We start from the raw sequence: 22,851 nt of genomic DNA, 5'->3' as shown, positions 1-22,851 counted from the left end.
GCTTGCTTCTCTCTGCCAAGGCTGGAGATGCAACTCACAACCATCAATTGGACAAGACCTGCCTCAAGCGTCGGAACCGTCAAATTCAGGACAACCTGCATCTGGTTCGGCCCATTGCCCGTCATTACGCCCAACAGACAGGCCTAGAAAGCGACGATCTCCTGCAAGTGGGATGTCTTGGCCTGATCAAGGCCTACAACCGCTACGACGCCCAGCGGGGAGCTCCCTTTCCAAGCTTCGCCAAGCCGCACATTCGTGGAGCCATTCTCCACTTCCTTCGCGACAGGGTCGGATTGATACGACTCCCCAGGGCCGTTGAAGAAAGAGCCATGCAGATGGTGCGCAGTTCGGAGAGCTCTGCTTTGAGCCCCGCCGATGCCCTCGTGGTTGACCACTACCGCAGCAAGCAGCACTGGGTGGAATTCAACGACGACCTTCTCGACGACACGGCGCAAGCAATGGATCTGGTCGAACGTTCGGAGGCCTGGAGCAGGGTGAACAAGCTCTTCCGCAACCTTGGGAACGACGACCAATGTGCCCTGCAGATGGTCGTCATCGATGGAATGAGTCTGAGGCAGACAGCGCGTCTGCTTGGGGTTTCAGCAATGACAGTTCAGAGGCGCGTGAAACGCGGCCTCAACACCATCGCTAAGCAGTTGAACGCCGCTCAGCCGGACGCCTGAGCATCGCGATCCATCTGTTCCTGAAGAGTTTTAATGGCGGCATTCAGGGCCGACAACTGCCGTTCAGCACCATCACGCCAGAACCGCAGCATCGACAACTTCCGTTCCTGATGCTGGCGACGCAGGCTTGTGTGATCGGTGCTGGGGCTACAGCAGAACGGAGGAAGCATTTCAGCGTCGACGCTGAGCGCATGCTGACCGATTTTCAGGCACGGTGTGACTCATCAATCTGTTGGCTGTCTCAGAAGGTGGAACTACGTTGTGAATTGAGAGCATCCACATCGTGGTGTCGACGTTGCTCCGAACACCACAACAGCAAGCCGCATGAGTCTCAGGCGAATCCCGATCTTGGTCTTGACCTGCGTCTCACTTGCGGGTTTTGAGTGCGTTTCTCAGCGCAACGCTGAGGCCTACGTCGCGCTCATGGCAGGCCAAAAGGCACGACCTCTCAACGGCACCTTCAACAACGTTCCGGTTCTTCATTCCAATCAACCGGAAATCGTCACCGGGCCGGGAATCCTGGTGAACACGGCTGCGGGCTCAGCAATCGCTGCCGAGTCGAACCAGCCGCTTCGCAATGCCGCCCACACCTTCAACGGTGAGTTCGGCGTTCATATGCATCACAAGTACTACCCCAAAGACCAAGCCAAGTTGGGGGGCCGTCGATCCAGGGGCTTGATGACCCTGGCTCTGATCGCGACGAATCCCGGATCAAGCCCGATCACGCTCAATTTCGATCGAGGCTCCGTCAAAAACAGTTTTGAAGCGCCTTATCACCCGAATCGTTTGATGGGGGTCAAACCTCTTGGGAAGCGTCCTTGGAACACAGGACCTGGCGATGCCACCGCCGTTCAACTGCTGCGCGGTGAACTGGACCGGAAATTACCCGAACAAGTCGTGATTCCGGCAGGAGGGAAGAGGGTTGTGGTGCGTACGGTGCTCCCTGCCCGTGGCATTGCCAACGGGCTGCTGAGAGGACGCAGCAACGGTCCTTTCACGATGGCTGTCGTTGCCGCCGAGCAATCCGCACAGGATGCCGATCTCTTCGCAGTGCTGCAGTCGGGGCGACTGGCACCGGGAAGAATTTATCTCAACCGGATTCGCGAGATCCAGCTGGGTCGTGTTTTCTCCCGGGTGGCCGGCGTTGCCCTGGGCGATGCCTACAAGGCTGAGATCAGCCATAACCTCAATCAGGGGCCACTGCACGTTCCCCTGACCAGCACGAAGCGGCATCACTTCGGCACGGGCGATGTTCAGGTCAATCCGTTGACCACACGGATGATTGATTCCGCTGTGAACAACGTTGGCACCTATGGGGTTCGCTACGACGTGACCCTCAATGTTGCTGGTGCAGGGCCCTATCAACTTGTACTGAGTCACCCAGTCGTGTCGGGCAAGAAGACGTTCACAGCCTTCCGTGGATCGCTGCAGATTGTTCAGGATCGAACCCTGCAAGAGGTTCACGTGGGCATGCGCTCAGGGGAGAGCCTGGCTCTGGCTGATCTCAACCTGGTGCCTGGCACGCGCAAGGCGGTGAAGGTGAGCTTGGTTTATCCAGCTGATGCCACCCCAGGCCATCTCCTCAGTGTGGTTCCCGTTCAGCAGTTGGCCATGCTTCATCGCCGCAAGCAACAACAGCGAGATGCCCAGGTCAAAATCGCGGGCAGTAAATCCCGCATGGTGGTGCCGAAGACCGCTCCTCCTCCGCCTGAAGCCAAGCCTGTTGTTGTGAACCCTGCAGCTGCGAGGCCGGCTCCTGTGATTCCTGCTGTGGTGCCTGTCACCCGATCCGGTTACGGCGATGTGATTCGATCTCAGCAGCAGTGGTTGCTCCAGCTTCAGGGTCGATAACCTGCCCAAAGGTGGATTGAACTTTTGAGCGGCGAGGACTCAAAACGTCAACGCATCTCTGTGGAGATGTCAGAGCCCATGGTCGCGTTGATTGACCAGCTCAAGGGTGAATACGGAGCCCGTTCCCGGGGCCGGGTGCTCGAAATGCTCCTCCAGGATCTGCTCGACCCTGGGGATGCAGCATCGGATCCTGAGGTCGATCCTCTCAAGGACGATGCTGAACCAGAGGTCGCCACTGGGCCCGATGAGGTCACCAGTCTCGTTCTGATCTCAACGGGGAACCAACGGCAAGGGGGTGAAGACGCTCCACCCTTAGCCACTGGGCTTCCCTCGGGGGGTGGCTCCTCTGGCATCGACCTGCCGGGGTTCGTCAGCAAGCGCACCAGTCAGCTGAAAGCGACGCTTCGCTCTCCGCAGCAATGCGATTCCCCTCAGAACGACCCCCTTGTCTCAACGGTGGACCTCGCCGATCTAAGAGAGGCCAGTGCTGCCGCAGAAGAACACTGGAGGTCTCTCTATGGCCAACCACCGGGCCCAACAGTGATTGAAGCGGCCATGACCTGGCTGGCCCGAGATGTCTGGTCCAGCACCGATGCCAGTGATGGGCGTCCATTCACCTGGTCGGCTGCGAATGCAGCCGTTGAGACGCTCTGTGCCAGCTGGGAGTCAAGCGACCCATCGCTGGGTCGGGTGATGGTCGTGGCTGGTGCTCTTGAGGACCCCTTTGCCACGTCTTCGTTGGCGGAACGCATGCCGACCCTGATCCGCCGCTTTGTGAACCGTTTCCGACGCAGCAGACAGGTCACCTCCTTTGAAACCCTTGAGTCGACCATGACGGTGCATGGGGCTCTCAAGCTGTTGGGTTTATCAACCCAAGCAGGGACTTCGGTCACTCTCAGCTCCATCCGGGAGGCTTACAAGCAACGGGCGCTCGAAGAACATCCTGATGCGGGTGGTTCCACCGATGCGATGCGCCGACTCAATGAGGCCTATCGGCTGCTGCGTGAGCTGTACAGAAACCGTTGACCGCTTGTCGCGACTGAGACGCTAGGCAAGTCCAGATTTGCGTCTTGCCCGAGATGGTTGCGTTGTCAATCATGACTGGCTCCGTGGCTTCGAACAATCAACCAAGCACTGAGGGCCAACATGGCCACGGAACCACACAGCGCCAATAGATCAGTGGCGTCGTTCACCTCGAAGCCAATGGTCTTTTTGAACGCCGCAACAATCAGCCCCACAACAATCACATTGGACAGTTTGGTCTTCAGGCTTTGGAGGCTGTTCACCGAGAGAATGTTGGTGTGCTGCTCCTCGCTACCCTCCAGGCTTGGATCAAGGTCTGAAATCACCAGTTCGTAGATGCCATAGCCAAAGATCAGCAGTGCGATGCCGATTACGAAGTAATCAACCCCTCCCACCATCTGGGCGATGGTTTTGGCCGCAACGCTCTTGGTCGTGAAGGGAAGGCGCATGATCACAAGGAAAGCGTTGAAGACCTCAACCGCTCCAATTACGAAGCAGCCAACGCTTCCGAGCAGGCTCAGTACCACCGGAACGATGCTGATCAGCCGGAATTTCCAGATCAGGCGTTCAAACCGACGTGCAATCCATCGCGCCGCCATGGTTCTATCCGATCATCCGTTCGCAGTTTGATAAACAGAATCTCAGGTCTTGATTGCGACACATTTCAGGACCCAATAAGAGTCTTGCCTGCAATGCGCGCTAATCCTCAAGATTCAAAAAATGGTGGTTTTTATTTGCTGCGCAGCCGAGATTGTCGCAGCGCCCTTCCTTCTGCAAAAACCATTGTCTTGATAGCTTTACCTGTAGTCCACGGCCAGTCCAGAGGCAGCCTGTGACCGGCAAAACCGTTTGAAAGAGTGGGTTTTCATCATTGCGTACCTGCAATAGACACAGGTACGCAATAAGGGCTCACTTTTTGGGCCTGGAAGCCTCGAATCCGGACCAGTGTCCGGCTGCTGATGCGGGGATCGCTCCACAGCTTCAATCACGCGCCTCTCGATCATCTTGAAGCAGGAGATGTGTATTAAGCAGCTCAGGATAGACTTGATATGGGTCTTGATTGATGTCTCATCCGGGACGAGTTGACATCGCGAGGCCTCGGCCAGGGCCGCTCAATAATGTCGACCTATGGACTAGGCAGAGGCCTGACGACCTCGAGCGGCCGATCGAATCATCGAGAGGATGCCTGGCACGACTTCAACAGATGATTGGCGGAAAATAAAAAGAAGATCATTGTCTCTTGAGTCTCGTCTGGGGCTCATTACAGGTCTAAAAGACGGTCTTAATCAAGACAACCTGACAATAAAAAACCGGGCTCGAGGGCCCGGCTCTTTTGAAAACGTTCAACGTTGAATCAGGTGGACGTCTGCATGCCCTGAATCAAGAAGTCGAAATAAGGAGACGTGAGCTTCACCTGCTGTTCCGACAACAACGACAGGGACGCTTCCTTCATGCACTTCATGGCTTCAACCATTCCGGGCATCGGAACACCGAGGCTGTTGTACATCTCGCGAGCACCCACCAGGCCGATCTCCTGGATCATTTCGGTGCTGCCGGCCAGAACTCCGTAGGTGATCAGGCGGAGGTACCAGCTGTAGTCGCGAAGGCACTGGGCCCGCTGGCGCTGACCGTAGGCATTGCCGCCAGGGGCGACGTACTCAGGTTTGCGACCAAACAATTGCTTGGCGGATTCGTCGACGATCTTTTTTTCGTTCTCGGTCAGAACCTTGACCACAGAAACGCGCATGGCGCCTTGGTCGAGGAAATCCACCATGGTGCGGAGTTCTCCGCTGGTGGGATACCGCAGATCGTCATCGGCCTGGAGGATGAGATCCCGGACAACGCTCATGGAACTGGGCAGGCTTCGTGGAGTTTAGTGGTCTCGACCCGTTCACCTGACCCATCACCGCCCGGGTGTTACGCCATTGCAATGGCAGGGAATCGAGAGCATGACCAAAGTCGACAGCCCAAACAGCAGTGAACCGCGACCCGGGCTCACAATCGAGCTCGCGGCTGTTGACCTGGATCGCGACGGCAATGGTCTGGCCCGTTGGAACAACTGGGTGATCGTCGTTCCTGATCTCTTGCCAGGGGAACGCGCCACGGTCCAGCTGCAGCAACGCCAGAAGTCGCGCTGGTTGAGCCGTCGGGTGGATCAGATCACGTTCTCCGCAGATCGGCGCCGCCCTCCCTGCATCCTTGCCGATGACTGCGGTGGTTGCACCTTGCAACGCCTGGATGACCCCGCCCAAACCCGTTGGAAAGCCCAGCAGATTCAACAGACCTTGCAGCGCATCGGGGGAATTGACGTTGCCCCTGAGCCCACGCTTGTTGATGCGGAACGCTGCTTCGGTTACCGCAACAGGGCCTTGATCCCTCTGAAGCGAGACCAGAACGGACGCTTGAAGGCCGGCTACTTCCGACCGAAGACCCACAAGATCGTCAACCTGAATCACTGCCCGGTGCTCGATCCACGCCTGGACGCGTTGGTGGAGCCTCTCAAGCAGGACCTGGATGCAGGGGGGTGGCCGGCCGACCATGACCTGCACGAAGCCCAGGGGCTCCGCCACCTCGGGCTTCGTCTGGCCAGCGCCACAGGAGACGTGTTGATCACGCTGATCAGCAGCCATGCTCAGCTTCGAGGCCTTGAGGCCCTCGCACAGAGCTGGCTGGAGCGTTGGCCCGCGGTGAAAGGGGTCTGCCTCAACCTTCAACCCAAGGCCAACAACCTGGTGCTCGGTCGCACCACCCATTGTCTCGCCGGTGTTCCCACCATTGAGGAACAGTTCTGCGGCATCAAGCTCGCCCTCAGCAGCACCACCTTTGTTCAGGTGAATACGCCGCAGGCGGAACGGATCGTTCAGCGCCTCACAGACTGGCTTTTGACTCAGTTCGCCGGCGCACGGGTGGTCGACACCTATTGCGGAGTCGGAACCATTGCCCTGCCCCTGGCCAAGGCCGGTTTTGATGTTCATGGTCTGGAACTCAACCCCGACTCGGTGGAGCAGGCCCGGCTGAATGCCATGCACAACGGCCTTTCCTCCCGCTGTGCCTTTGATGCCGGCGATGTGGCCGACCTTCTCGCTGCTCAGCTGGACGACTGTCAGGCGCTGGTGTTGGATCCCCCGCGCCGGGGGCTCGATCGACGCGTGGTGGCCAGCATCCTTGAGCGGCCACCTGCCGTGCTGGCTTACCTCAGCTGTGACCCCGCCACGCAAGCTCGGGATCTCAAAGCACTGCTCGCCCCATCAGGCCCCTACGAGCTGGAGAGGCTCCAGCCCGTGGACTTCTTCCCCCAGACAACGCACCTCGAATCGTTGGCGCTGCTGAAACGAGTCAGCTCCTGAGCTCAGCCTGAAACTGCTTGCTCAAAGCGGCACGCACCTTGTCGTGAACAGGCTGAATTTTGTCGTCTGTGAGGGTCTCGTTCTTGCCGCGGTAGCGCAGACGGAATGCCTGGCTCACTTTGTTGTCGCCCAGCTGTTCGCCCTCAAAGCGATCCACAAGTTCCACCTGCTCCAGAAGGGGTTTGCCCGCCTTGCGGATGGCTTGGATCAGATCAGCAGCTGCACTGGATCGGTCGACGATGACGGCAAGATCCCGCTCGCTGAACGGCACGGTTGGGTAGGGCTTGAAGGCCGGCGTCCAACGGTTGCTGCGGGTTGCAGCATCCACCAGTCGTGTCAGATCCAGTTCAAACAAGTAGGTGGCTTCTGGGAGATCCAGCTCCTCAGCCATGGCTGGATGAAGCTGACCGAAACAACCCAAGGGGCGTCCTTCCAACACCAGGGTGGCGGCACGACCCGGATGCAGTCGTGCGTCGTCCGTCAGGCGACGGTCAGACAGCTCCAGCTGCAAGGCCTCCATCACCCGGGTGAGAACGCCACGGGCCTGGAAATAGTCGGGCGCCTGCGGCTTGCCGCTGGTGGCCCAGGTAGAGAGGCGTCGATCTCCGCAGATCACGCCACCAAGAATGGCGGTCTGGCTGACGGCTTCCGGTGAACCGCTGTAGGTGTTGCCGATCTCGAAAACAGAGCAACCGCGCTGTGATGCCTTCAGATTGCGAACACAGATCTGCAGGTGCTCCTCCCAGAGGTTCGTGCGCAGATGGCTTGTATCGGCCAACAACGGATTGCTGATGGCGATGCGCTGTTCCTGCTCCGAAGCCGGGACGAGAGACAGGGTGGTGACCTCCTGCAACCCTGTTGAACAGAACAGCTGCCGCAGGCGCCGTTCCGCCTGCTGGCGCGGGGTGAGGGCACCGGGCTCCAGCGGATCCGGCAGGTGAGCCTCAAACCGATCGAAGCCCACAAGACGAGCCACCTCCTCGATCAGATCAACTTCACGCTGAAGGTCTTGTCGTCTTGAGGGCGGTGCAATCACCTGCCATCCCTGCTCATGGGCTGAGAGCTGGCAACCGAGGGCTGTCAGGCAGTTTTCGATGCTGGTGTCATCGAGATCCTCCGGGCCATCGGCAGCATCGAGGGGGCCAAGCAGTTGATGCAGGGCACTGCGCCTCAACAGCACCGGTTCCGCTTCTGCTGGACCGTTACCGCCCACCCAGCGGCCGCTCTCAGAGCAGGAAAACTCCTGACTCAATAAGGCCAAAGCACGGGCCGAACAGGGCAGGGTCATTTCCACAGGCAACCCTTTTTCGAAACGGCTGCTGGCATCCGTGCGCAAACCCAGGGCCCGGGCCGACTGACGGACCCGCGGCGGAGCAAACAGAGCGGATTCGAGCCAGATGTTCCGCGTACCGGCAGTCACCCCACTCTCGAGACTCCCCATCACACCAGCGACGGCGACAGGCCGGTCATGGCAGGTGACGACCTGCACACGGCTGTCGAGGGTGCGCTTCTGGTCATCCAGACCCACGAAAATTTCCCCATCGCGAGCGGAACGGACGGCAAAACTCTTGGCGTCCACCGGTTGCCCGGTCAGTTGTTCAAGCGCATCGGCATCAAAGGCGTGGAGGGGCTGCCCCTGCTCCAGCATCACCAGATTGGTGACGTCAACCACCGCATTGACGCTGTTCACGCCACCACGCTCAAGGCGCTGCTGCAACCAGGTGGGTGAGGGCTTGGAGCCGTCCACACCCTCGATCCTGGTGATCGAGTAGAAGCAGCCATCCAGTTCTGCGTTAAGCGAAGTGGTGCTGGGATCCAGATCCAGCTCGGGCAGGCTCAAACTGCCACCGGTCAGGGCCGCCACCTCGCGGGCAATACCCACCATCGAGAGGCCGTCGGGGCGATTAGCGGTGATGGCCAGCTCCAGAACGGTGTCGTCGAGTCCCAGCAGAGGCGCCACGGGCGTCCCGTTGGCCGGTAGCGACTCCCCAAGCTCATCCAGGATGGCGATGCCGTCGGACTGCTCCGTCAGGCCCAGCTCCGTCAGGGAGCAGATCATTCCGTTGCTGGCCACACCCCGCAATTCACCGGCTTTGATCGTCAAGCCAACGGCGGGGAGGGTGGCTCCGACCATGGCCACCGGAACGTGGATCCCGGCACGCACGTTGCTGGCTCCACACACGATCTGGATGGGGTCCTGAGCTCCCACATCCACCCTGCAGACGCTGAGCTTGTCGGCGTTGGGGTGCTTCGCCCGTTCCAGCACGTGGCCAACCACCACGCCCTGGGCCCTAGCGCTGAGGTCATCAACGTCGTCCACCTCGAAGCCCGCCATCGAGAGGCGCTCGGAGAGATCGTCCACGGACTCATTCACCTGGACCAGCTGCTTCAGCCAGGAGATGGATACCCGCATCGGATCTAAGCCAGACAGCGCGCGATCTTAGGAAGTCCCCTCTGGGGGAGCTGCTCTGAACCTGTCGGGTCAGGGGGTAAGCTCGATGTTTGTCAATTCGCTTCGCACCTGCGGCGCAACGTCCTTTATGGCCAAGAACAAGGGCGTCCGGATCGTGATCACTCTCGAGTGCACCGAATGCCGGTCCAATCCCGCCAAGCGTTCACCCGGCGTGTCTCGCTACACGACGGAAAAGAACCGCCGGAACACCACCGAACGGCTGGAGATCAAAAAGTTCTGTCCCCACTGCAACAAGTCCACGCTCCATAAGGAGATCAAGTGACCTTGCAGGTCCGTCTTTCCTCCATCCGTTCCTGAGTCATGTCCAGCTCCTTCTTCAAGAAGCGTCTTTCGCCGATCAAGCCCGGTGATCCCATCGATTACAAGGATGTGGATCTTCTCAAGAAGTTCATCACCGAACGCGGCAAGATTCTTCCCCGTCGCCTCACCGGCCTCACCGCCAAGCAGCAGCGCGATCTCACCAACGCCGTTAAGCGTGCCCGCATCGTTGCTCTTCTGCCGTTTGTGAACCCCGAAGGTTGATCCTCGGGCGTTGAACAATTCAATCCAACCCGGAGACACCGTCGCGGTTGTTCTCAAGGGTTCTCCTCTCTTCGGCCGTCTTCTGTCCATCAAGGGCAGCAAGGCGGTTCTTTCTTTTGGTGGTCAACGTCGTGACCAGGGCCTGCCCCTGCGCGATCTGATTGCCATCGATCCCGAGCATCTGTTCAATGGCAGTGAACTACCTGCCCCTGAGCAGGTGCAGGACAGCGCTCCATCAGCGCGGGCTGTTGTGGAGGCCTGGCAGCTGTTGGAAACGGATCAACCGGGGGGATTGGCTCGGCTGAGCCTCTGCGAACTGGGCGAGTTGGTGTTGACCCCGCTCAACCTCGCTGGTCTGGCAGCGCTGTGGGCCTGGCTGCATGGAAACCAACAGTTGTTCCGCTGGCGTCGTGACCGTTTGATCCAGCCACTCTCCCGCGAAGAGAGGGCCAGCCTGCGGCGCCAACGCCGAGCTGAGCGGCAGGCGCAACAACATGAACAACGGCAGCTCGCATTGCTGCGGGCAGAGCGTGGCCTCAGCGACGATGAACGCCTGGAGCTGGACCCGGTTTGGGACGAGCGCTTCAGCCACTGGATTCAGTTGCTGAAAGACAATCCCGCTGCGGTGGGTTCCGACCTGGATCTCCAGCAGTGGTCGGCAGCGTTGGCGATTGGATCAGATGCCGCCGATCTTCGGCAGTGGTTGATCGTGCGTGGGCTGCTCGATCCCAATGAGCCCATTGGCCTGAGGGGCAGCGTCTGGTCCCGCTGTTTTCCCTCTGATCTGGTGGAGGAAGCGAATCGTCTTGTTGCTCTTTCGAATGAAGAGCGACCTGGGGATGAGCAACGCATCGACCTCACTCACCTGGCCACCTACAGCCTGGACGATGCGGGCACTAGAGAAATTGATGACGCGCTCTCGCTGGAGCGTCGTGATGGCGTCGATTGGATCTGGATCCACATCGCTGATCCCAGCCGTCTGATCGACATTGACTCCCCCCTTGATCAGGAAGCCAGACGTCGAGCCACCAGTTTGTATCTGGCGGAGGGTGTGATGCCCATGCTGCCTCTGGAGCTGGCGGCCGGTCCCCTCAGTCTTCGGGCTGGACAGCGCTGTGCAGCCCTCAGTGTGGCCGTTCGCCTCGATGAGGATGGTGCTGTGGCGGAGCAACGGATTGCGCGCAGCTGGATCCGACCCCGCTACGGCCTCAGCTACACCGATGGTGATGAGCTGATCGAGTTGGCACCCCCAGGGGATGAAGCCCTCTCGGATCTCTCGGGACTTCTGATGTTGCGCATGCGCTGGCGCCGTTCCAAAGGAGCCGTGATGTTTGACCGGCCTGAAGGACGCTTCCGCCGCAGCGATGGAGCCTTGACGCTGCAGGTGATTGACCCTTCACCCTCCCGTCTGATGGTGAGTGAAGCGATGCTGCTGATGGGAGCTGTTGTGGCCGGCTTTGGGCAAGAGCACAGCCTGCCGTTGCCCTTCCGCAGTCAGCCTGCGGCGGAGCTGCCCTCCAGCGATGAACTCGATCGAATCCCCGAGGGACCAGCCCGTGATGCGGCGATCAAGCGCTGCTTGAGCCGAGGCGTGCAGGGCACGCGAGCCATGCCCCATTTCAGCCTCGGGCTTGAGGCCTATGTGCAGGCGACGTCACCCATCCGACGCTACGCCGATCTCGTCGCCCACCGGCAGATCATTGCCCAGCTCTCGGCGCTGGCACCGATGGATGAAGAGCGTCTGCGGGAAGTGATCGATGACCTCGATGATCCATTGCGCCAATCCATTCAGATCAGCCGTGAGGATCAGCGCCACTGGCAGCAGGTGTGGTTCGCCGAGCATCAGAACACCGTTTGGTCGGCCGTGTTCCTGCGCTGGCTGCGCCCGCATGATCGCTTGGCCCTGGTTCATGTGAGCGAGCTGGCCATGGATCTCGTCGGTTGTGTGTCTGCAGCAGACCCTGCTCCTGGTGATGCTCTTGAACTCAGGGTGGGGCGGGCTGACCCGGTACGCGGTGAGCTGCAGCTTCAGTTGGCTTGATCCAGAACCCCAGTGATCCGCACCCAGGGCCCCCAGGGATTCTTAATGCCGCGGAGGTTCAGGGTTCGGCCCGAATGATCCTCGTTGGATAGCCAGCGATGGATTGCCGGTTCCAGGGTGATCAGAGGCCAGATCCTCTCAGCGGTTTCCAAGTGGTAGCCCTCATGGAGGTTGCCGGTGAGCACGCCACTGAGGCCAACCTCATGGGGCTGATTTGGCGCCTGGTTCACGCCAGGGGGAAGCAGCATGCTGGCCCTTGGGCCTGAAAGGCGACCCATGGCGTCCAGGTGTTCAGCCTGAGCCAAGCCCTGCTCCTGTGCCTTAACCCAGTGCGGATGCCAGAGCGGCCAGTCCCAGATCGGGAGAACTGCTGCAGGGGCCTGCGGCTCGTGGATCAGGGCTGACTGGATGGCCTCAACTTGCAGATCAGCAGGGTTACAGCCCTGACGAACCGCCATAGCCGCCGCCAGACCCGCCACCTGGCCCAGATTGAGGATCAAAGGCTGCAGGCGCGTGGCCCCATTGGCCATGTGGCTGACGCTGAAGCCTTTCTCGGCCATCACAAGGTTGGGGATTGAGTCTGTGATCAGGGCATCGAAGGGGATGCAGAAGGGCGTACCGCTCCAACGTCCTCCCCAACGAATACTTTTCGGGGCGAGGGGCCAGTCGTCGCCGGGGTAGTGATGGTCATTGGCATAGGTGCCCACAGCGATGCTGGTGCAGCGTCCCTGGGCATCGATGGGGAGCGGTCCCCGCAAGGCTTGTTTGGATATCGGCAAGAGGTCGCGTTCCGTGACCGTTGTGCGACCCATCAGCCGCCGGCTTTCTCGCCAGTACGGCATCAACGCCAGGCTGGGATCGGCTCCCGGGAAGGCGTTACCGGCAGTGATCCAACCACCGCTGCATTCCTCCAGGGCCGCCAGGAAATCCTTGCTGTGCCGTTGCATCTCCTGGGCCAGCTCCGCACGAACCTCGCCATCAGCACTGAGGGCTCGATCGAGGCTGTGGTGCCAGTCGTTGCCCTCAAGGGGCCAATTGAGCATGACCAGGCCGCTGGGCAGACGGCCATAGGTGATGGTTTTCTCGAGGCCGAAGCTGGCGGTGCTCCGATCGAACGGAATCCGCGGGATCGCTGCGGCTTGGCGCGGAGCGAGTTCCCCATGCAATTGGCCCATCACCACCCAGGTGGGTGACTGAATCGCTTGCTCTTGAAAGAATGCGTCGCTCTCAAGCCGGGACTGCTCGGGGGCGCTGGGTTCATCCCAGATCTCCTTGGCTTCCCACCCCCAGCGGTAGGGGGCGGACGACAGGGCAAGCAGGTCACCCAGATCGCTGCCATCCACAAACATGTCGGCGGAAAAGCTTTCGACGCCATTGGCGCTGTGGATCTCCACAGACTGGAGGCGACTCTCCTGGCCGTGAACCTGTTCCAGCCTGCAGTGGGGACGCCAGTCCAGCCTGGGCTCAGCCGCCACCCAGCGTTGCAGGATCCGTTCGGCTGTTTGCGGCCTATATCCGAAACAACTCACCCAGTTGTGGTCGAGCCCGCTCGGCTCCTCCAACTCCAACTGCCGCAGAAAGGCGCCCCAGATTCCGGTTTGCCAACAGGTGAGTTCATGGCCATCCGGGGCACAGACTCCTGCTGAACTCACCATGCCCCCCAGCCAGGGGCCGGGGGTGAACAGTGTCGTGTCTGCTCCTGATCTTGCGCTCTGCAGTGCAGCAGCAACGCCGCCGCAGCCACCACCCCAGACCACCACGTCGCGGTGCGTCATGAGGAGGGCTGTTTGGCGTGGAGCGAGATGGGCATGCTCGTTAGAGTCTGTCGTCGCTGCGGTGCAGCGGAGTTCGAACTTTTCTGATGCCTTACACCCTTACGACTCCGCTCTATTACGTCAACGATCGTCCCCATCTGGGCAGCACTTACACGACCCTGGCCTGTGATGCCTTGGCTCGCTTTGAGCGGCTGCAGCTGGAGAAGGTGACCTTCGTGACCGGTGTTGATGAGCACGGCCAGAAGATTCAGCGCACGGCAGAACGTCAGCAGCTGAGCCCCCAGGACCACTGCGACAAAGTCAGCAGCCGGTACCGCGATCTCTGGAATCAGTGGGGGATTTCTGACGATCGCTTTGTGCGCACCACCAACCCGCGCCACCTGGAATTGGTGGAACAGTTCTACGAACGGGTCAAGGCATCCGGCGACATCGTTGTCGGCAAGCAGACCGGCTGGTACTGCGTCGATTGCGAGGAATACAAGGATGATCCGGCCGAAGCGGAGTCGCCCTCCTGTTCGATCCATCGCAAGCCTCTCGAGTGGCGCGATGAGGAGAACCTGTTCTTTCGGCTCTCCCGCTATCAATCCGCCATAGAGGAGTTGGTGGCGCGCGATGACTTCATCGCCCCAGCCAGCCGACGACAGGAAGTGCGCAACTTCGTCGCTCAAGGTCTGCGCGACTTCTCCATTTCGCGGGTGAATGTGTCCTGGGGACTTCCGGTACCCGACCATCCAGGCCACACCTTCTACGTCTGGTTTGATGCCCTGGTGGGTTATCTCACAGCACTTCTTGATGATGGAGAAGCGGTATCGCTCGATCGGCTCGCCTCCTGCGGTTGGCCCGCCTCCGTGCACGTGATCGGCAAGGACATCCTTCGCTTCCACGCTGTGTTCTGGCCTGCCATGTGCATGTCTGCAGGACTGCCGGTGCCGCAAAAGGTTTTCGGCCATGGCTTCCTCACCCGTGAGGGCCAGAAGATGGGCAAATCCCTCGGCAATGTGCTGGACCCCGAACTGTTGCTGGAGCGATGCGGCAGTGATGCCGTTCGTTGGTACCTCCTGCGCGACATCCAATTCGGAGACGACGGCGATTTCCAACAGCAACGCTTTGTTGATCTGGTCAACAACGATCTGGCCAACACCATCGGCAACCTGCTGAATCGCACCTCGTCGATGGCGCGCAAATGGTTCGATGACGGCGTTCCCCCGGCAGGAGCAGCCTCAAGTGCTGACCATCCCCTGGCCCTCAAGGCTGCGGAAACCGTCAGCACGGTGATGGAGGCGATGCCGCAGCTCGCGTTCAAGACCGCGTCCGAGTCGATCCTTCAGTTGGCCATTGCCGCGAACGGTCATCTCAATGACACGGCTCCCTGGAGTCGCATGAAGGAGCCCGGTCAAGAGCAGAGCGTGGCCGAGGATTTGTTTGCTGTGCTGGAAACCACCCGCATCGTTGGACTCCTGCTTGCCCCGCTCTTGCCCGACCTCAGCGAGCGGATCCTGTCTCAACTTGGGGAACGCTTGGATCCAGACAACTGGTCGAAACAGCTGAATTGGGGCAGGCTGTGCAGCGGTTCCGCGCTGCCGAAGCCAACACCGGTGATGCAGCGGTTGGAACTGGATGAACCGCTCTGAACAAAGCATGCTGGGTCGCTTGTCACGTTGTGGTCTGGCAGCAGCCCTTGTGGCGAGTGCATGGCTCACCGGGTGCACAACGCGGCGACCGATTGCGCTTGAACCAACGCCGTCCTTTGTCTTCCGGTCGCTGGATTTGAGCCACCGGGCCGACGATGGCAATCGTGGCTGGGATCTCACCAGCCCCGAGGCGCGTTACGACCTGAGCAGTCGAACCATCCGTGCACGACGTCCCGAGGGCGTTCTCTATCGGAATGATCAACCTCACTACAGGATCACCGCCGATCTCGCCACGATGTTGCGGGATGGAGAGCTCGTCGTTCTTGAAGGATCGGTGCAGCTGCGGCAGTTGAACCAACGGGGGCTGACGATTGAGGGAGACAATCTGATTTGGACGCCATCGCAGTCGCGAATGGTGATCAATCAACGGCCCAAGGCCAATGATGGCAAGGCGCAAATCCGCTCACGCGAGCTGGTGTTCCAGCAGGACACCGAGGTGCTGGAGTTCAAGGGCCCAACCCAGCTGAACCGTGTTGATGGCACCAATGCTGCTTCAACAGTGGTGCGGGGTGGACATGGAACCTGGAATCTGAAGAGTGGTTTGTTCCAGGCGCCTGGACCGGTGCAGGCCATCCGCAGCGATGGCCGCACGCTCAGTGCTTCAGGACTGGATGGCAACACCCGCCAGGGTTACCTCGACCTACAACAACCGGTCACGCTGGTGCTGGAAAGCGACCGCGGTCGGATCACTGCCGGCCGGACGCGTTGGCTGTTTTCGGCGGAGCAACTTGAATCCGATCAACCCATTCAGGCTGAGTTGAAAAACAGCAAGGTGCAGGGGAGGGGGTTCAAGCTTGATCAGCGCACTGGCACCGTGATCATTTCCAACTCATGTCGCGTTGAGCAGACGTTGGAAACATTGACGGCCCAACGCTGCGCTTGGAACTGGCGGAGTGAACGGGTTGTCGCTGATGGCGATGTGGTTCTGCAGCGGACCGAACCGGAGCAGATCACGCGGGCTTCGCGCATGGAGGCCAAGATTTCCGACGACGGTGCGATCCGCTTCGGCCAAGCCGGAGCGAGGGTTGAATCGACGATCAAGCTGAGTCCGGCTGCACAGGAGAAGCCTCGCCGGCCGCAAGTGTCGTTCTGAGCCGCTGGGTCCAGCCCTCAATCCATCGCTCATCGGAGCGGGTGAAACAACGGGGCGACCATCCCCCCACGATCACAGCCCCCTCCTTCCCCATCGGGCAAACAACGATGGCGGGAAGTGATGGCAGCATCGCGTCGAATTCCGCTCGGCCTGGAAAGAGCGTTGTGTTGACCAAGGAGATGGTTTGCTCACGCTCCATGGCCCGTTGGGTGATCGCTCCTGGTTCGAAAGCCTCCTGATTGATCAGGCCCCGACGCAGCACAACCTGATGGCGCCAGAACACGAGCACGGATGCCGCTGGCGTCGCCGTCAACAGCATGTGGCTGCCCCAGGCCAGCTCCTGTTGTTGGTTTTCGCTGAACTGATCCGCCATCAAAAGTCCCTGTTCCCCCTGCAACGGAACTTTCTCTGCTGACTTGGGGTTCGCCCGTGTCCACAGCACAGCCACCAGCATCAGGCCCACCGCTGCCATCCCCGCCAGAACTTCGGCCCGTTGAAAGTCCGGTGTCACGGTCTGCGCTACCCCTGCATTGGTCACGGTCAGACCCAGTAACAGAAGCGCACAGATCAGAACAGCTCGGGCGGGACCTGGCATCAACAGAGGGTGCTGTCAGAACGCAATCATCCTGCTCAAATACGGACATGTGCGTCTCTGCCATGACGACTCCCGAGGCTTTTGCTGCTGTTGCCCTTGCCGCTGTTGCCTGTGATGGAAGGCTGGGGCGGGATGAGGCCCATGCCCTGCGCCGTCAGCTGGAGAACCGATCGCTGTACAGCGACAGCTCTGAAGCTGCCATGGGTGAATTGTTTGACCGCCTGCTGTTGCTGTTGCGGGAGCAGGGCGTTCAGGGCTTGATCACGTCCGCCTTGCCTCAGCTCAATCGAATTCAGCAGCAGTCCGCCCTGGCTGTGGCAGCGCATCTGGTGCATGCCGACCGCAAGATCACAGTGGAGGAAACCGATCTCCTCGAACAGCTCACCCGTCAGATGACTCTGCCCGACAACGAAGCCCGCATGGTTGTTGAGGCAATTGCAGCTTTGAACCGCGACATGCTGGACAGCTAACGGCAGACTGAGGCAGTCATGACGCTTGAAGGGATGCCCCGTTCCGCCCGACGCCTGTTGGCCAGCCTGCTCAGTTTCGGGGTCTGTCTTCTCTTCTGGGCCCCAGCCAGCCTGGCGATCTCACCTGGTGCCCTGGGTGAAAGCCTGCCGGATGCATTGGTGATCGACGATGCCGATGTGTTCAGCCGCGCCAGCCGTGGTGAATTGGAAACGAAATTACGCAGCTTTGAAGATCAACGGGTCGATGCCCGCCTGATCACGCTGCGGCGTTTGGATTACGGCATCACCTTGAACAGCTTCGGTGAGGAACTCCTCGAGACGTGGAGCTCACCCAGCGGCAATCCCTTGCTGCTGATGTTGATCGAAGCCTCGAACAAGCGTTCCGCTGTGGTGGCCAATCAGGAGCTTGAGGCACAGCTTCCTCCCAGCCTGCTGAAGAGCACCGCCCGTACAACGATGACTGTGCCCCTGAGGGAGGGCGATCGTTATCGCCAGGCATCCGTTGATGGACTCACCCGACTTTCAACCGTTCTCTCGGGTGGCGAGGATCCAGGCCCTCCGAAGGAGATCGAACGGGTCACCCTGCCCACCAACATTCCCACCAAGGCGGAAACCGCCGAAAGCGATGCCACCAAGTGGGTGATCATCCTGTTGGTGCTTGGAACCATCATTCCTATGGCCACTTGGTGGGTGTTCTCGCGCTGATGACCCGACTGCGATCAGCCGACTGCAATGAGCCGCCGTAACTGGATCAACCTGTTCAGCAACAGCCAAGCGATCGAGCTCTCCAGTGATCTTGAACGTGGCTACGAGGCGGCTCTGCTCATCCAAAGCCTGGAGTTGGAGTACTACGGCGACCGGCAGATTCGGCCGGAGCTCAAGCTTTCCGTGCCGCGTTCTGTTCAGACCACGATTCTTCGCCGCTTCAAAACCGCGCTGGCCATCTGCCGCAATTCAGCAGCAACTCTCTCGAAACAACGGGGCCAACTGGATTCCCAGGAGTTGCGTCAACTTCAACTGATTGAATCCGTCGTGAGCCGCTATGGATCGCGACGATCCAGCAGTTTGCCGTCGATCAGCCGCTCACCGGATGCCCTCCCCCGATCGCTTCTGGGTGTCTTCGACAGCATTCGCCTCCAGTTGGATCCCTCAACGGAAGACAGCGTCGTGGCGGGGTATCGACGCCGGCGGGACAGCACGCTGATTTCCCTGAGGGTTCTGCTTCTGCTCGTTCTGGTTCCTCTTCTTGTTCAGCAGATTGCTGGTACCTATCTGATCTCGCCTGCGGTCAATCAGTTTTCCCCCGAACTCCCTTTCCTGAGCTACCCCAAGCCTCAGCTGGAAGAGAAGGCGGCTGAAAAACTTCGGCTCTACAAGCAAGAACTGGAATTCGATGCCTTCCTCAAGGGCGTGCAGCCCCTTGATGATGGTGCGCTGCGCGACAAGCTCACCGAAAAGGCGACTGAGCTCAAGCACGATGCCGATGAGGACAGTCTCAAGGCGATCAAGAATGTGTTTGCGGATCTGGCGGGCCTGATCGCTTTCGCCGCGGTGTGTTTTCTGAGCCGTGATGAACTGCGTGTTCTGCGTGGATTTGTTGATGAGGCGGTTTACGGGCTGAGTGATTCCGCCAAGGCCTTCGCCATCATCCTGTTCACCGACATCTTCGTCGGATACCACAGCCCGGAAGGTTGGCAGGTCTTGCTGGAAGGGATTGCCGAGCATTTCGGTCTTCCCTCCAGCCAAAGTTTCGTCAACCTCTTCATCGCGACATTCCCGGTGGTGTTGGCGACGATCTTCAAGTATTGGATTTTCAGGTACCTCAACCGTGTGTCTCCGTCTTCCGTCGCGACTCTGAAGGGAATGAATGGCAGTGGTTGACCCCTCCCCCACAGTGGAGCCCCTCGTTGCCGGCCAGAACAGCCGGCTGATCCTGGTGAGTGGGCCAACCCGCAGTGGCAAGAGCCGCTGGGCTGAGCACCTGTTGAAACACCACCCCGTTGTCACCTACATCGCCACGGCGGCCGCCCGGCCGGATGATCGTGATTGGCAAAAGCGTTTGGAGGCCCACCGGCAGCGTCGGCCCGACCATTGGAGCGTTTCTGAATGTGGGGCAGAGCTGGTGAGCGTGATCAACGGCCTGGCTCCTGGGCAATCTGTTCTGATTGATGCCCTCGGTGGCTTTGTTGCCCACCACCTGGACCTCACTGCTCAGGAGTGGGATCACCTCTGTGAACAGCTGATCGCCTCGATCAGGGCATCGCACTGCACATTTGTTCTGGTGATCGAAGAGACAGGCTGGGGCGTCGTTCCCCCAACACGCATCGGAGGCTTGTTCCGTGATCGTCTTGGAACCCTCGCGCAGGCACTTGACCCAGTTGCTGACGCTGCCTGGCTCGTTCTCCAGGGTCGTGCACTTGATCTTCATGCCCTTGGCCAGGTGGTGCCATGACTGAGATCGCCCCCCTGCGGATTGCCCTGTTCGAACCTCAGATCCCTCCGAACACCGGCAACATCGCCCGCACCTCGGCGGCCTTCAGGGTGCCGTTGACCCTGATTGAACCCCTCGGCTTCAAGGTGGATGATCGGAGCGTTCGTCGTGCTGGACTTGATTACTGGCCCCACGTTCAGCTTTCCATCTTTTCGAACTTTGCCGAGTTTCAAGCTGAGCTTCGTCCTGAGCAGAGGTTGATCGGCTGCAGTCGTCGTGGTGGTTCATCGCTCTCTTCGTTCACGTTTCAACGGGGAGATGTTCTGCTCTTCGGCCGGGAAGATACGGGGCTACCGGAACCGGTTCGCGAAGCCTGCGACAGCATCCTCACGATCCCCATGCCTGGAGCTGCTGATGACGCAGGCCAGGGAGGTGTTCGCAGCCTCAATCTTTCCGTGGCCTGCGCCCTGGTGACCTACGTGGCTGGACAACAGTTGCGGTTGTGGTGATCCCACCACTGCTCCAAACCCCCTTGCGCGGGGATGTTCGGCTCGTTACCTTCAACGCGTCTTAGTGGTTTCATGCGCGCAACGCTTGCTCTGGCAGCTGCTGTAACCCCTGTTCTGTCCCTGGGTCTGTGGAGTTCTCTGCCCGGGATTGCCGATAACACCACTTTTGATCTTGCCGAGCTGCCCCCTCTGCCAGCTCTCTCCCCGAATAATCCCGTTGCTGTTGTCAGCAAAGTCGATTCCAGCAGTCAGGTCTGGTTCCAAGTTGTTCGTGCCACGTCCCTGCGGCGTTATGCCGAGCTGTTAAAGCTTGATCGTGAGCAGCTGGCCTCGTTGAACAACGTGCCAAGCTCCCACGTTTTTGAAAAAGAGAGTTGGCTTTCCCTGCCGGACTCTGCACGGGTTGTTGCCGTGACGTTGTCGTCACTCAACCGCTCCAGTGAACGTGAGACGATTCCGTTGGTTGCCCCACCTCCGCTTCGCGCAACGGCCAAAATCAAGACCGGAGATTCTCTGGCGTCATTCCTCAAACGCCACGGCGTGACGCAACAGCAGCTGTTGAGTTGGAATCCAGGCCTTCAGCTCACTGCTTTGACGATTGGCCAGGAACTGCAGATCGCTGAAGCCACTTCCGGTCAGTCACTCCTGGCTGTACGCCCCCTCAGCAGTGGAGGTGCTGCATGGCCTGAGCGCCCCCTGTCGTCTTCAGCCGATCAGCCCGACAGCCTCAAGCCGCCGATTGTTGGTTACCAGTGGCCCACCAAGGGGGTTTTCACCTCTGGTTATGGGTGGCGCTGGGGACGCATGCACAAAGGCATTGATATCGCCAACAACACTGGCACGCCCGTTGTTGCGGCCCGTGATGGGATCGTTTCATTTTCCGGCTGGAGAGGCGCCTACGGCTATCTGGTTGAAATCGCCCACAGTGATGGCGAATTCACGCGTTATGCGCACAACAGCCGTCTTTTGGTCAAAAAAGGACAGATTGTTCCCCGTGGGTCTCGCATTTCACTGATGGGAAGCACCGGACGTAGCACCGGACCTCACCTTCACTTTGAAATCCGTCGGGCCGGTGGCGCTGCTCTCAATCCCCTGGTGAAACTACCGGCACGCAAGGCCTGAATCAGGCATGCCCGAACCCAACAAGGGTTCGAACGAGCTGATTAACAGCATGAATCAATGAATGTCAGAGGGGAGACTTGAACTCCCGACCTCAGGGTTATGAATCCTGTGCTCTAACCAGCTGAGCTACTCTGACGCAGGCCCTTCAGGCCAGTGCCCATCATACATCTCAGGGGTTCGGCCTCAGCGCATGTCGATGGCATTGAGGCGATCGCGGAAGGATTTCGGTTGATCGTCCTTGGTGAGTGGGGCTGCCGTCTCAACAACAGGTGTTGGAGCTGGAGCTGGGGCCGGCTCGATGCTCCGCGTTGCCGTTGAACGTCGGGTTGCGCCGCGATTCCCGCCAAGAGTCTTCAGCTGACCAGTGCGCCGGTCTCGATCCAGGGGTTTCTTGCGCAGATCGCCCTTCAGCTGGTTCAACAAACGGAAATGTCCGGTGGAACTGAACTTGCGCAGGAGCGCAGGATCCCAGCTCGTGAGTTGGTCAGTCATTAACTGAGTTTATGGCGACGGATGGCTAGGGTCGTGATAGGTTCAATCCTGAAACTGGAAGTCGAATCGACTACGTGTTAAGTCGTTTGCGGCCTTCAGCTCACTCATTCACCTCTCGAACATGACCGACACCGGTTGCTTGCGTGTGGGCCAGCAGGCCCCTGATTTCACAGCCACCGCTGTGGTGGACCAGGAGTTCAAGGAAGTCACCCTGTCCCAGTACCGGGGCAAATACGTGGTGCTGTTCTTCTATCCGCTGGATTTCACCTTCGTTTGTCCTACTGAGATCACGGCCTTCAGCGACCGCTACGCCGATTTCTCCAGCAAGAACACCGAGGTTCTCGGCGTTTCCGTGGACAGCCAGTTCAGCCACCTGGCCTGGATCCAGACCCCTCGCAATCAGGGTGGCCTGGGCGATATCAACTATCCCCTCGTTGCCGACCTGAAGAAGGAAATCTCCACGGCCTACAACGTTCTCGACGAGGCTGAGGGTGTTGCCCTGCGTGGTCTCTTCATCATCGACCCCGACGGTGTGATCATGCACGCCACCATCAACAACCTGCCTGTTGGACGGAACGTTGATGAAACCCTTCGCGTTCTGCAGGCCTTCCAGTACGTGCAGTCCAACCCCGACGAGGTTTGCCCTGCCAACTGGACTCCTGGTGAAAAGACCATGAAGCCCGACCCTAAGGGTTCCAAGGAGTACTTCTCCGCCATCGGCTGATCGTTCGAT

Annotated in this window: 23 protein-coding genes and 1 tRNA gene; 16 read left to right on the top strand and 8 right to left on the bottom strand. The window is 59.6% G+C overall.

The features are described from left to right. Window positions 1-2: 2 nt before the first annotated feature. Window positions 3-683: a sigma-70 family RNA polymerase sigma factor gene (locus DXY02_RS09840; RefSeq protein ID WP_114989157.1), complete on the top strand. Its 681-nt coding sequence runs from the start codon at window positions 3-5 to the stop codon at window positions 681-683. Here the strand turns inward: DXY02_RS09840 and DXY02_RS09835 are convergent. After that, window positions 668-853 (bottom strand): hypothetical protein, encoded by a 186-nt coding sequence (locus DXY02_RS09835; RefSeq protein ID WP_114989156.1) that lies wholly within the window; start codon window positions 851-853, stop codon window positions 668-670. The genes DXY02_RS09840 and DXY02_RS09835 overlap by 16 nt on opposite strands. 154 nt (window positions 854-1,007) lie before the next feature. Between DXY02_RS09835 and DXY02_RS09830 the strand changes: the two genes are divergently transcribed. Together DXY02_RS09830 and DXY02_RS09825 are read left to right on the top strand one after the other, a co-directional pair. Continuing rightward, a complete protein-coding gene (locus DXY02_RS09830; protein ID WP_114989155.1) occupies window positions 1,008-2,534 on the top strand; it encodes a DUF3370 family protein in 1,527 nt (508 codons plus the stop codon). 78 nt (window positions 2,535-2,612) lie between these two features. Continuing rightward, a complete protein-coding gene (locus tag DXY02_RS09825) occupies window positions 2,613-3,560 on the top strand; it encodes a molecular chaperone DnaJ (protein WP_170951552.1) in 948 nt (315 codons plus the stop codon). Window positions 3,561-3,625: 65 nt separating this feature from the next. Here DXY02_RS09825 and DXY02_RS09820 read toward each other — a convergent pair whose 3' ends face one another. Then, window positions 3,626-4,156 carry a YqhA family protein gene (locus tag DXY02_RS09820; RefSeq protein ID WP_114989153.1) on the bottom strand — a complete coding sequence of 177 codons (531 nt, stop codon included), beginning with the start codon at window positions 4,154-4,156 and terminating at the stop codon, window positions 3,626-3,628. Window positions 4,157-4,911: 755 nt separating this feature from the next. Continuing rightward, complete coding sequence (locus DXY02_RS09815) at window positions 4,912-5,406, bottom strand: allophycocyanin subunit alpha-B (RefSeq protein WP_114989152.1); 495 nt, start codon at window positions 5,404-5,406, stop codon at window positions 4,912-4,914. A gap of 100 nt (window positions 5,407-5,506) precedes the next feature. Here DXY02_RS09815 and rlmD point away from each other — a divergent pair, with 100 nt between their 5' ends. Continuing rightward, on the top strand, window positions 5,507-6,904 hold the full coding sequence (gene rlmD, locus DXY02_RS09810) for a 23S rRNA (uracil(1939)-C(5))-methyltransferase RlmD (protein WP_114989213.1): 1,398 nt from the start codon (window positions 5,507-5,509) through the stop codon (window positions 6,902-6,904). On the opposite strand, the gene pheT is transcribed toward rlmD, so the two are convergent. Continuing rightward, window positions 6,894-9,317, bottom strand: coding sequence for a phenylalanine--tRNA ligase subunit beta (pheT, locus tag DXY02_RS09805; protein WP_114989151.1), 2,424 nt, complete (start codon window positions 9,315-9,317; stop codon window positions 6,894-6,896). The genes rlmD and pheT overlap by 11 nt on opposite strands. Before the next feature lie 127 nt (window positions 9,318-9,444). Here pheT and rpmG point away from each other — a divergent pair, with 127 nt between their 5' ends. Genes rpmG through DXY02_RS09790 form a run of 3 tightly spaced genes read left to right on the top strand, consistent with a single transcriptional unit; the run spans window position 9,445 to window position 11,940 of the window. Further along, window positions 9,445-9,639 (top strand): 50S ribosomal protein L33, encoded by a 195-nt coding sequence (gene rpmG, locus DXY02_RS09800; RefSeq protein WP_006851071.1) that lies wholly within the window; start codon window positions 9,445-9,447, stop codon window positions 9,637-9,639. 38 nt (window positions 9,640-9,677) lie between these two features. Then, on the top strand, window positions 9,678-9,899 hold the full coding sequence (rpsR, locus tag DXY02_RS09795) for a 30S ribosomal protein S18 (RefSeq protein WP_006041316.1): 222 nt from the start codon (window positions 9,678-9,680) through the stop codon (window positions 9,897-9,899). A gap of 10 nt (window positions 9,900-9,909) precedes the next feature. Continuing rightward, the gene (locus DXY02_RS09790; protein WP_114989150.1) at window positions 9,910-11,940 is read left to right on the top strand and encodes a ribonuclease catalytic domain-containing protein; all 2,031 of its coding nucleotides are present in this window, start codon (window positions 9,910-9,912) and stop codon (window positions 11,938-11,940) included. Here DXY02_RS09790 and DXY02_RS09785 read toward each other — a convergent pair. After that, on the bottom strand, window positions 11,928-13,715 hold the full coding sequence (locus tag DXY02_RS09785) for an FAD-dependent oxidoreductase (RefSeq protein ID WP_114989149.1): 1,788 nt from the start codon (window positions 13,713-13,715) through the stop codon (window positions 11,928-11,930). The genes DXY02_RS09790 and DXY02_RS09785 overlap by 13 nt on opposite strands. Before the next feature lie 86 nt (window positions 13,716-13,801). Here DXY02_RS09785 and metG point away from each other — a divergent pair, with 86 nt between their 5' ends. Together metG and lptC are read left to right on the top strand one after the other, a co-directional pair. After that, complete coding sequence (gene metG, locus DXY02_RS09780) at window positions 13,802-15,346, top strand: methionine--tRNA ligase (RefSeq protein WP_114989148.1); 1,545 nt, start codon at window positions 13,802-13,804, stop codon at window positions 15,344-15,346. Continuing rightward, the gene (gene lptC, locus DXY02_RS09775; protein ID WP_114989147.1) at window positions 15,333-16,499 is read left to right on the top strand and encodes an LPS export ABC transporter periplasmic protein LptC; all 1,167 of its coding nucleotides are present in this window, start codon (window positions 15,333-15,335) and stop codon (window positions 16,497-16,499) included. The genes metG and lptC overlap by 14 nt, the downstream gene beginning before the upstream one ends. Here the strand turns inward: lptC and DXY02_RS09770 are convergent. Beyond that, on the bottom strand, window positions 16,444-17,094 hold the full coding sequence (locus DXY02_RS09770; RefSeq protein WP_114989146.1) for a cofactor assembly of complex C subunit B: 651 nt from the start codon (window positions 17,092-17,094) through the stop codon (window positions 16,444-16,446). The genes lptC and DXY02_RS09770 overlap by 56 nt on opposite strands. A gap of 62 nt (window positions 17,095-17,156) precedes the next feature. On the opposite strand from DXY02_RS09770, the gene DXY02_RS09765 reads away from it, so the two are divergent. The 6 genes from DXY02_RS09765 (at window position 17,157) to DXY02_RS09740 (ending at window position 21,626) form a co-directional block, all read left to right on the top strand. Further along, the gene (locus DXY02_RS09765) at window positions 17,157-17,564 is read left to right on the top strand and encodes a tellurite resistance TerB family protein (protein WP_114989145.1); all 408 of its coding nucleotides are present in this window, start codon (window positions 17,157-17,159) and stop codon (window positions 17,562-17,564) included. 33 nt (window positions 17,565-17,597) lie between these two features. Next, window positions 17,598-18,269, top strand: a complete 672-nt coding sequence (psb32, locus tag DXY02_RS09760) for a photosystem II repair protein Psb32 (RefSeq protein ID WP_114989144.1) — start codon at window positions 17,598-17,600, stop codon at window positions 18,267-18,269. Window positions 18,270-18,296: 27 nt separating this feature from the next. Beyond that, window positions 18,297-19,445: a proton extrusion protein PcxA gene (gene pxcA / locus DXY02_RS09755; RefSeq protein WP_114989143.1), complete on the top strand. Its 1,149-nt coding sequence runs from the start codon at window positions 18,297-18,299 to the stop codon at window positions 19,443-19,445. Beyond that, a complete protein-coding gene (cobU, locus tag DXY02_RS09750; protein WP_114989142.1) occupies window positions 19,432-20,016 on the top strand; it encodes a bifunctional adenosylcobinamide kinase/adenosylcobinamide-phosphate guanylyltransferase in 585 nt (194 codons plus the stop codon). Before pxcA ends, cobU begins: the two co-directional genes overlap by 14 nt. Next, complete coding sequence (locus DXY02_RS09745) at window positions 20,013-20,504, top strand: tRNA (cytidine(34)-2'-O)-methyltransferase (protein ID WP_114989141.1); 492 nt, start codon at window positions 20,013-20,015, stop codon at window positions 20,502-20,504. The genes cobU and DXY02_RS09745 overlap by 4 nt, the downstream gene beginning before the upstream one ends. Window positions 20,505-20,576: 72 nt before the next feature. After that, a complete protein-coding gene (locus DXY02_RS09740; protein ID WP_170951551.1) occupies window positions 20,577-21,626 on the top strand; it encodes a M23 family metallopeptidase in 1,050 nt (349 codons plus the stop codon). A 62-nt stretch (window positions 21,627-21,688) separates the two neighbouring features. Here the strand turns inward: DXY02_RS09740 and DXY02_RS09735 are convergent. Both DXY02_RS09735 and DXY02_RS09730 read right to left on the bottom strand, forming a co-directional pair. After that, a tRNA-Met gene (locus DXY02_RS09735) sits at window positions 21,689-21,762 on the bottom strand. 47 nt (window positions 21,763-21,809) lie between these two features. Next, the gene (locus tag DXY02_RS09730) at window positions 21,810-22,118 is read right to left on the bottom strand and encodes a hypothetical protein (RefSeq protein WP_114989139.1); all 309 of its coding nucleotides are present in this window, start codon (window positions 22,116-22,118) and stop codon (window positions 21,810-21,812) included. A gap of 121 nt (window positions 22,119-22,239) precedes the next feature. On the opposite strand from DXY02_RS09730, the gene DXY02_RS09725 reads away from it, so the two are divergent. Next, window positions 22,240-22,842, top strand: coding sequence for a peroxiredoxin (locus tag DXY02_RS09725; protein WP_114989138.1), 603 nt, complete (start codon window positions 22,240-22,242; stop codon window positions 22,840-22,842). Window positions 22,843-22,851 lie beyond the last annotated feature (9 nt).

It is taken from the genome of Synechococcus sp. N19 (genome assembly GCF_900474045.1).
Classification (GTDB): domain Bacteria; phylum Cyanobacteriota; class Cyanobacteriia; order PCC-6307; family Cyanobiaceae; genus Parasynechococcus.
Note: the sequence above shows the minus strand (reverse complement) of the source record. Positions and strands in the feature narration are given on the sequence as shown.

Coding starts and splice junctions, on each gene's coding strand:
- DXY02_RS09835 (WP_114989156.1), bottom strand. CDS start 853: ATGCTTCCTCCGTTCTGCTGTAGCCCCAGCACCGATCACACAAGCCTG.
- DXY02_RS09830 (WP_114989155.1), top strand. CDS start 1,008: ATGAGTCTCAGGCGAATCCCGATCTTGGTCTTGACCTGCGTCTCACTT.
- DXY02_RS09825 (WP_170951552.1), top strand. CDS start 2,613: ATGGTCGCGTTGATTGACCAGCTCAAGGGTGAATACGGAGCCCGTTCC.
- DXY02_RS09820 (WP_114989153.1), bottom strand. CDS start 4,156: ATGGCGGCGCGATGGATTGCACGTCGGTTTGAACGCCTGATCTGGAAA.
- DXY02_RS09815 (WP_114989152.1), bottom strand. CDS start 5,406: ATGAGCGTTGTCCGGGATCTCATCCTCCAGGCCGATGACGATCTGCGG.
- rlmD (WP_114989213.1), top strand. CDS start 5,507: ATGACCAAAGTCGACAGCCCAAACAGCAGTGAACCGCGACCCGGGCTC.
- pheT (WP_114989151.1), bottom strand. CDS start 9,317: ATGCGGGTATCCATCTCCTGGCTGAAGCAGCTGGTCCAGGTGAATGAG.
- rpmG (WP_006851071.1), top strand. CDS start 9,445: ATGGCCAAGAACAAGGGCGTCCGGATCGTGATCACTCTCGAGTGCACC.
- rpsR (WP_006041316.1), top strand. CDS start 9,678: ATGTCCAGCTCCTTCTTCAAGAAGCGTCTTTCGCCGATCAAGCCCGGT.
- DXY02_RS09785 (WP_114989149.1), bottom strand. CDS start 13,715: ATGACGCACCGCGACGTGGTGGTCTGGGGTGGTGGCTGCGGCGGCGTT.
- metG (WP_114989148.1), top strand. CDS start 13,802: ATGCCTTACACCCTTACGACTCCGCTCTATTACGTCAACGATCGTCCC.
- lptC (WP_114989147.1), top strand. CDS start 15,333: ATGAACCGCTCTGAACAAAGCATGCTGGGTCGCTTGTCACGTTGTGGT.
- DXY02_RS09770 (WP_114989146.1), bottom strand. CDS start 17,094: ATGCCAGGTCCCGCCCGAGCTGTTCTGATCTGTGCGCTTCTGTTACTG.
- DXY02_RS09765 (WP_114989145.1), top strand. CDS start 17,157: ATGACGACTCCCGAGGCTTTTGCTGCTGTTGCCCTTGCCGCTGTTGCC.
- psb32 (WP_114989144.1), top strand. CDS start 17,598: ATGCCCCGTTCCGCCCGACGCCTGTTGGCCAGCCTGCTCAGTTTCGGG.
- pxcA (WP_114989143.1), top strand. CDS start 18,297: ATGAGCCGCCGTAACTGGATCAACCTGTTCAGCAACAGCCAAGCGATC.
- cobU (WP_114989142.1), top strand. CDS start 19,432: ATGGCAGTGGTTGACCCCTCCCCCACAGTGGAGCCCCTCGTTGCCGGC.
- DXY02_RS09745 (WP_114989141.1), top strand. CDS start 20,013: ATGACTGAGATCGCCCCCCTGCGGATTGCCCTGTTCGAACCTCAGATC.
- DXY02_RS09740 (WP_170951551.1), top strand. CDS start 20,577: ATGCGCGCAACGCTTGCTCTGGCAGCTGCTGTAACCCCTGTTCTGTCC.
- DXY02_RS09730 (WP_114989139.1), bottom strand. CDS start 22,118: ATGACTGACCAACTCACGAGCTGGGATCCTGCGCTCCTGCGCAAGTTC.
- DXY02_RS09725 (WP_114989138.1), top strand. CDS start 22,240: ATGACCGACACCGGTTGCTTGCGTGTGGGCCAGCAGGCCCCTGATTTC.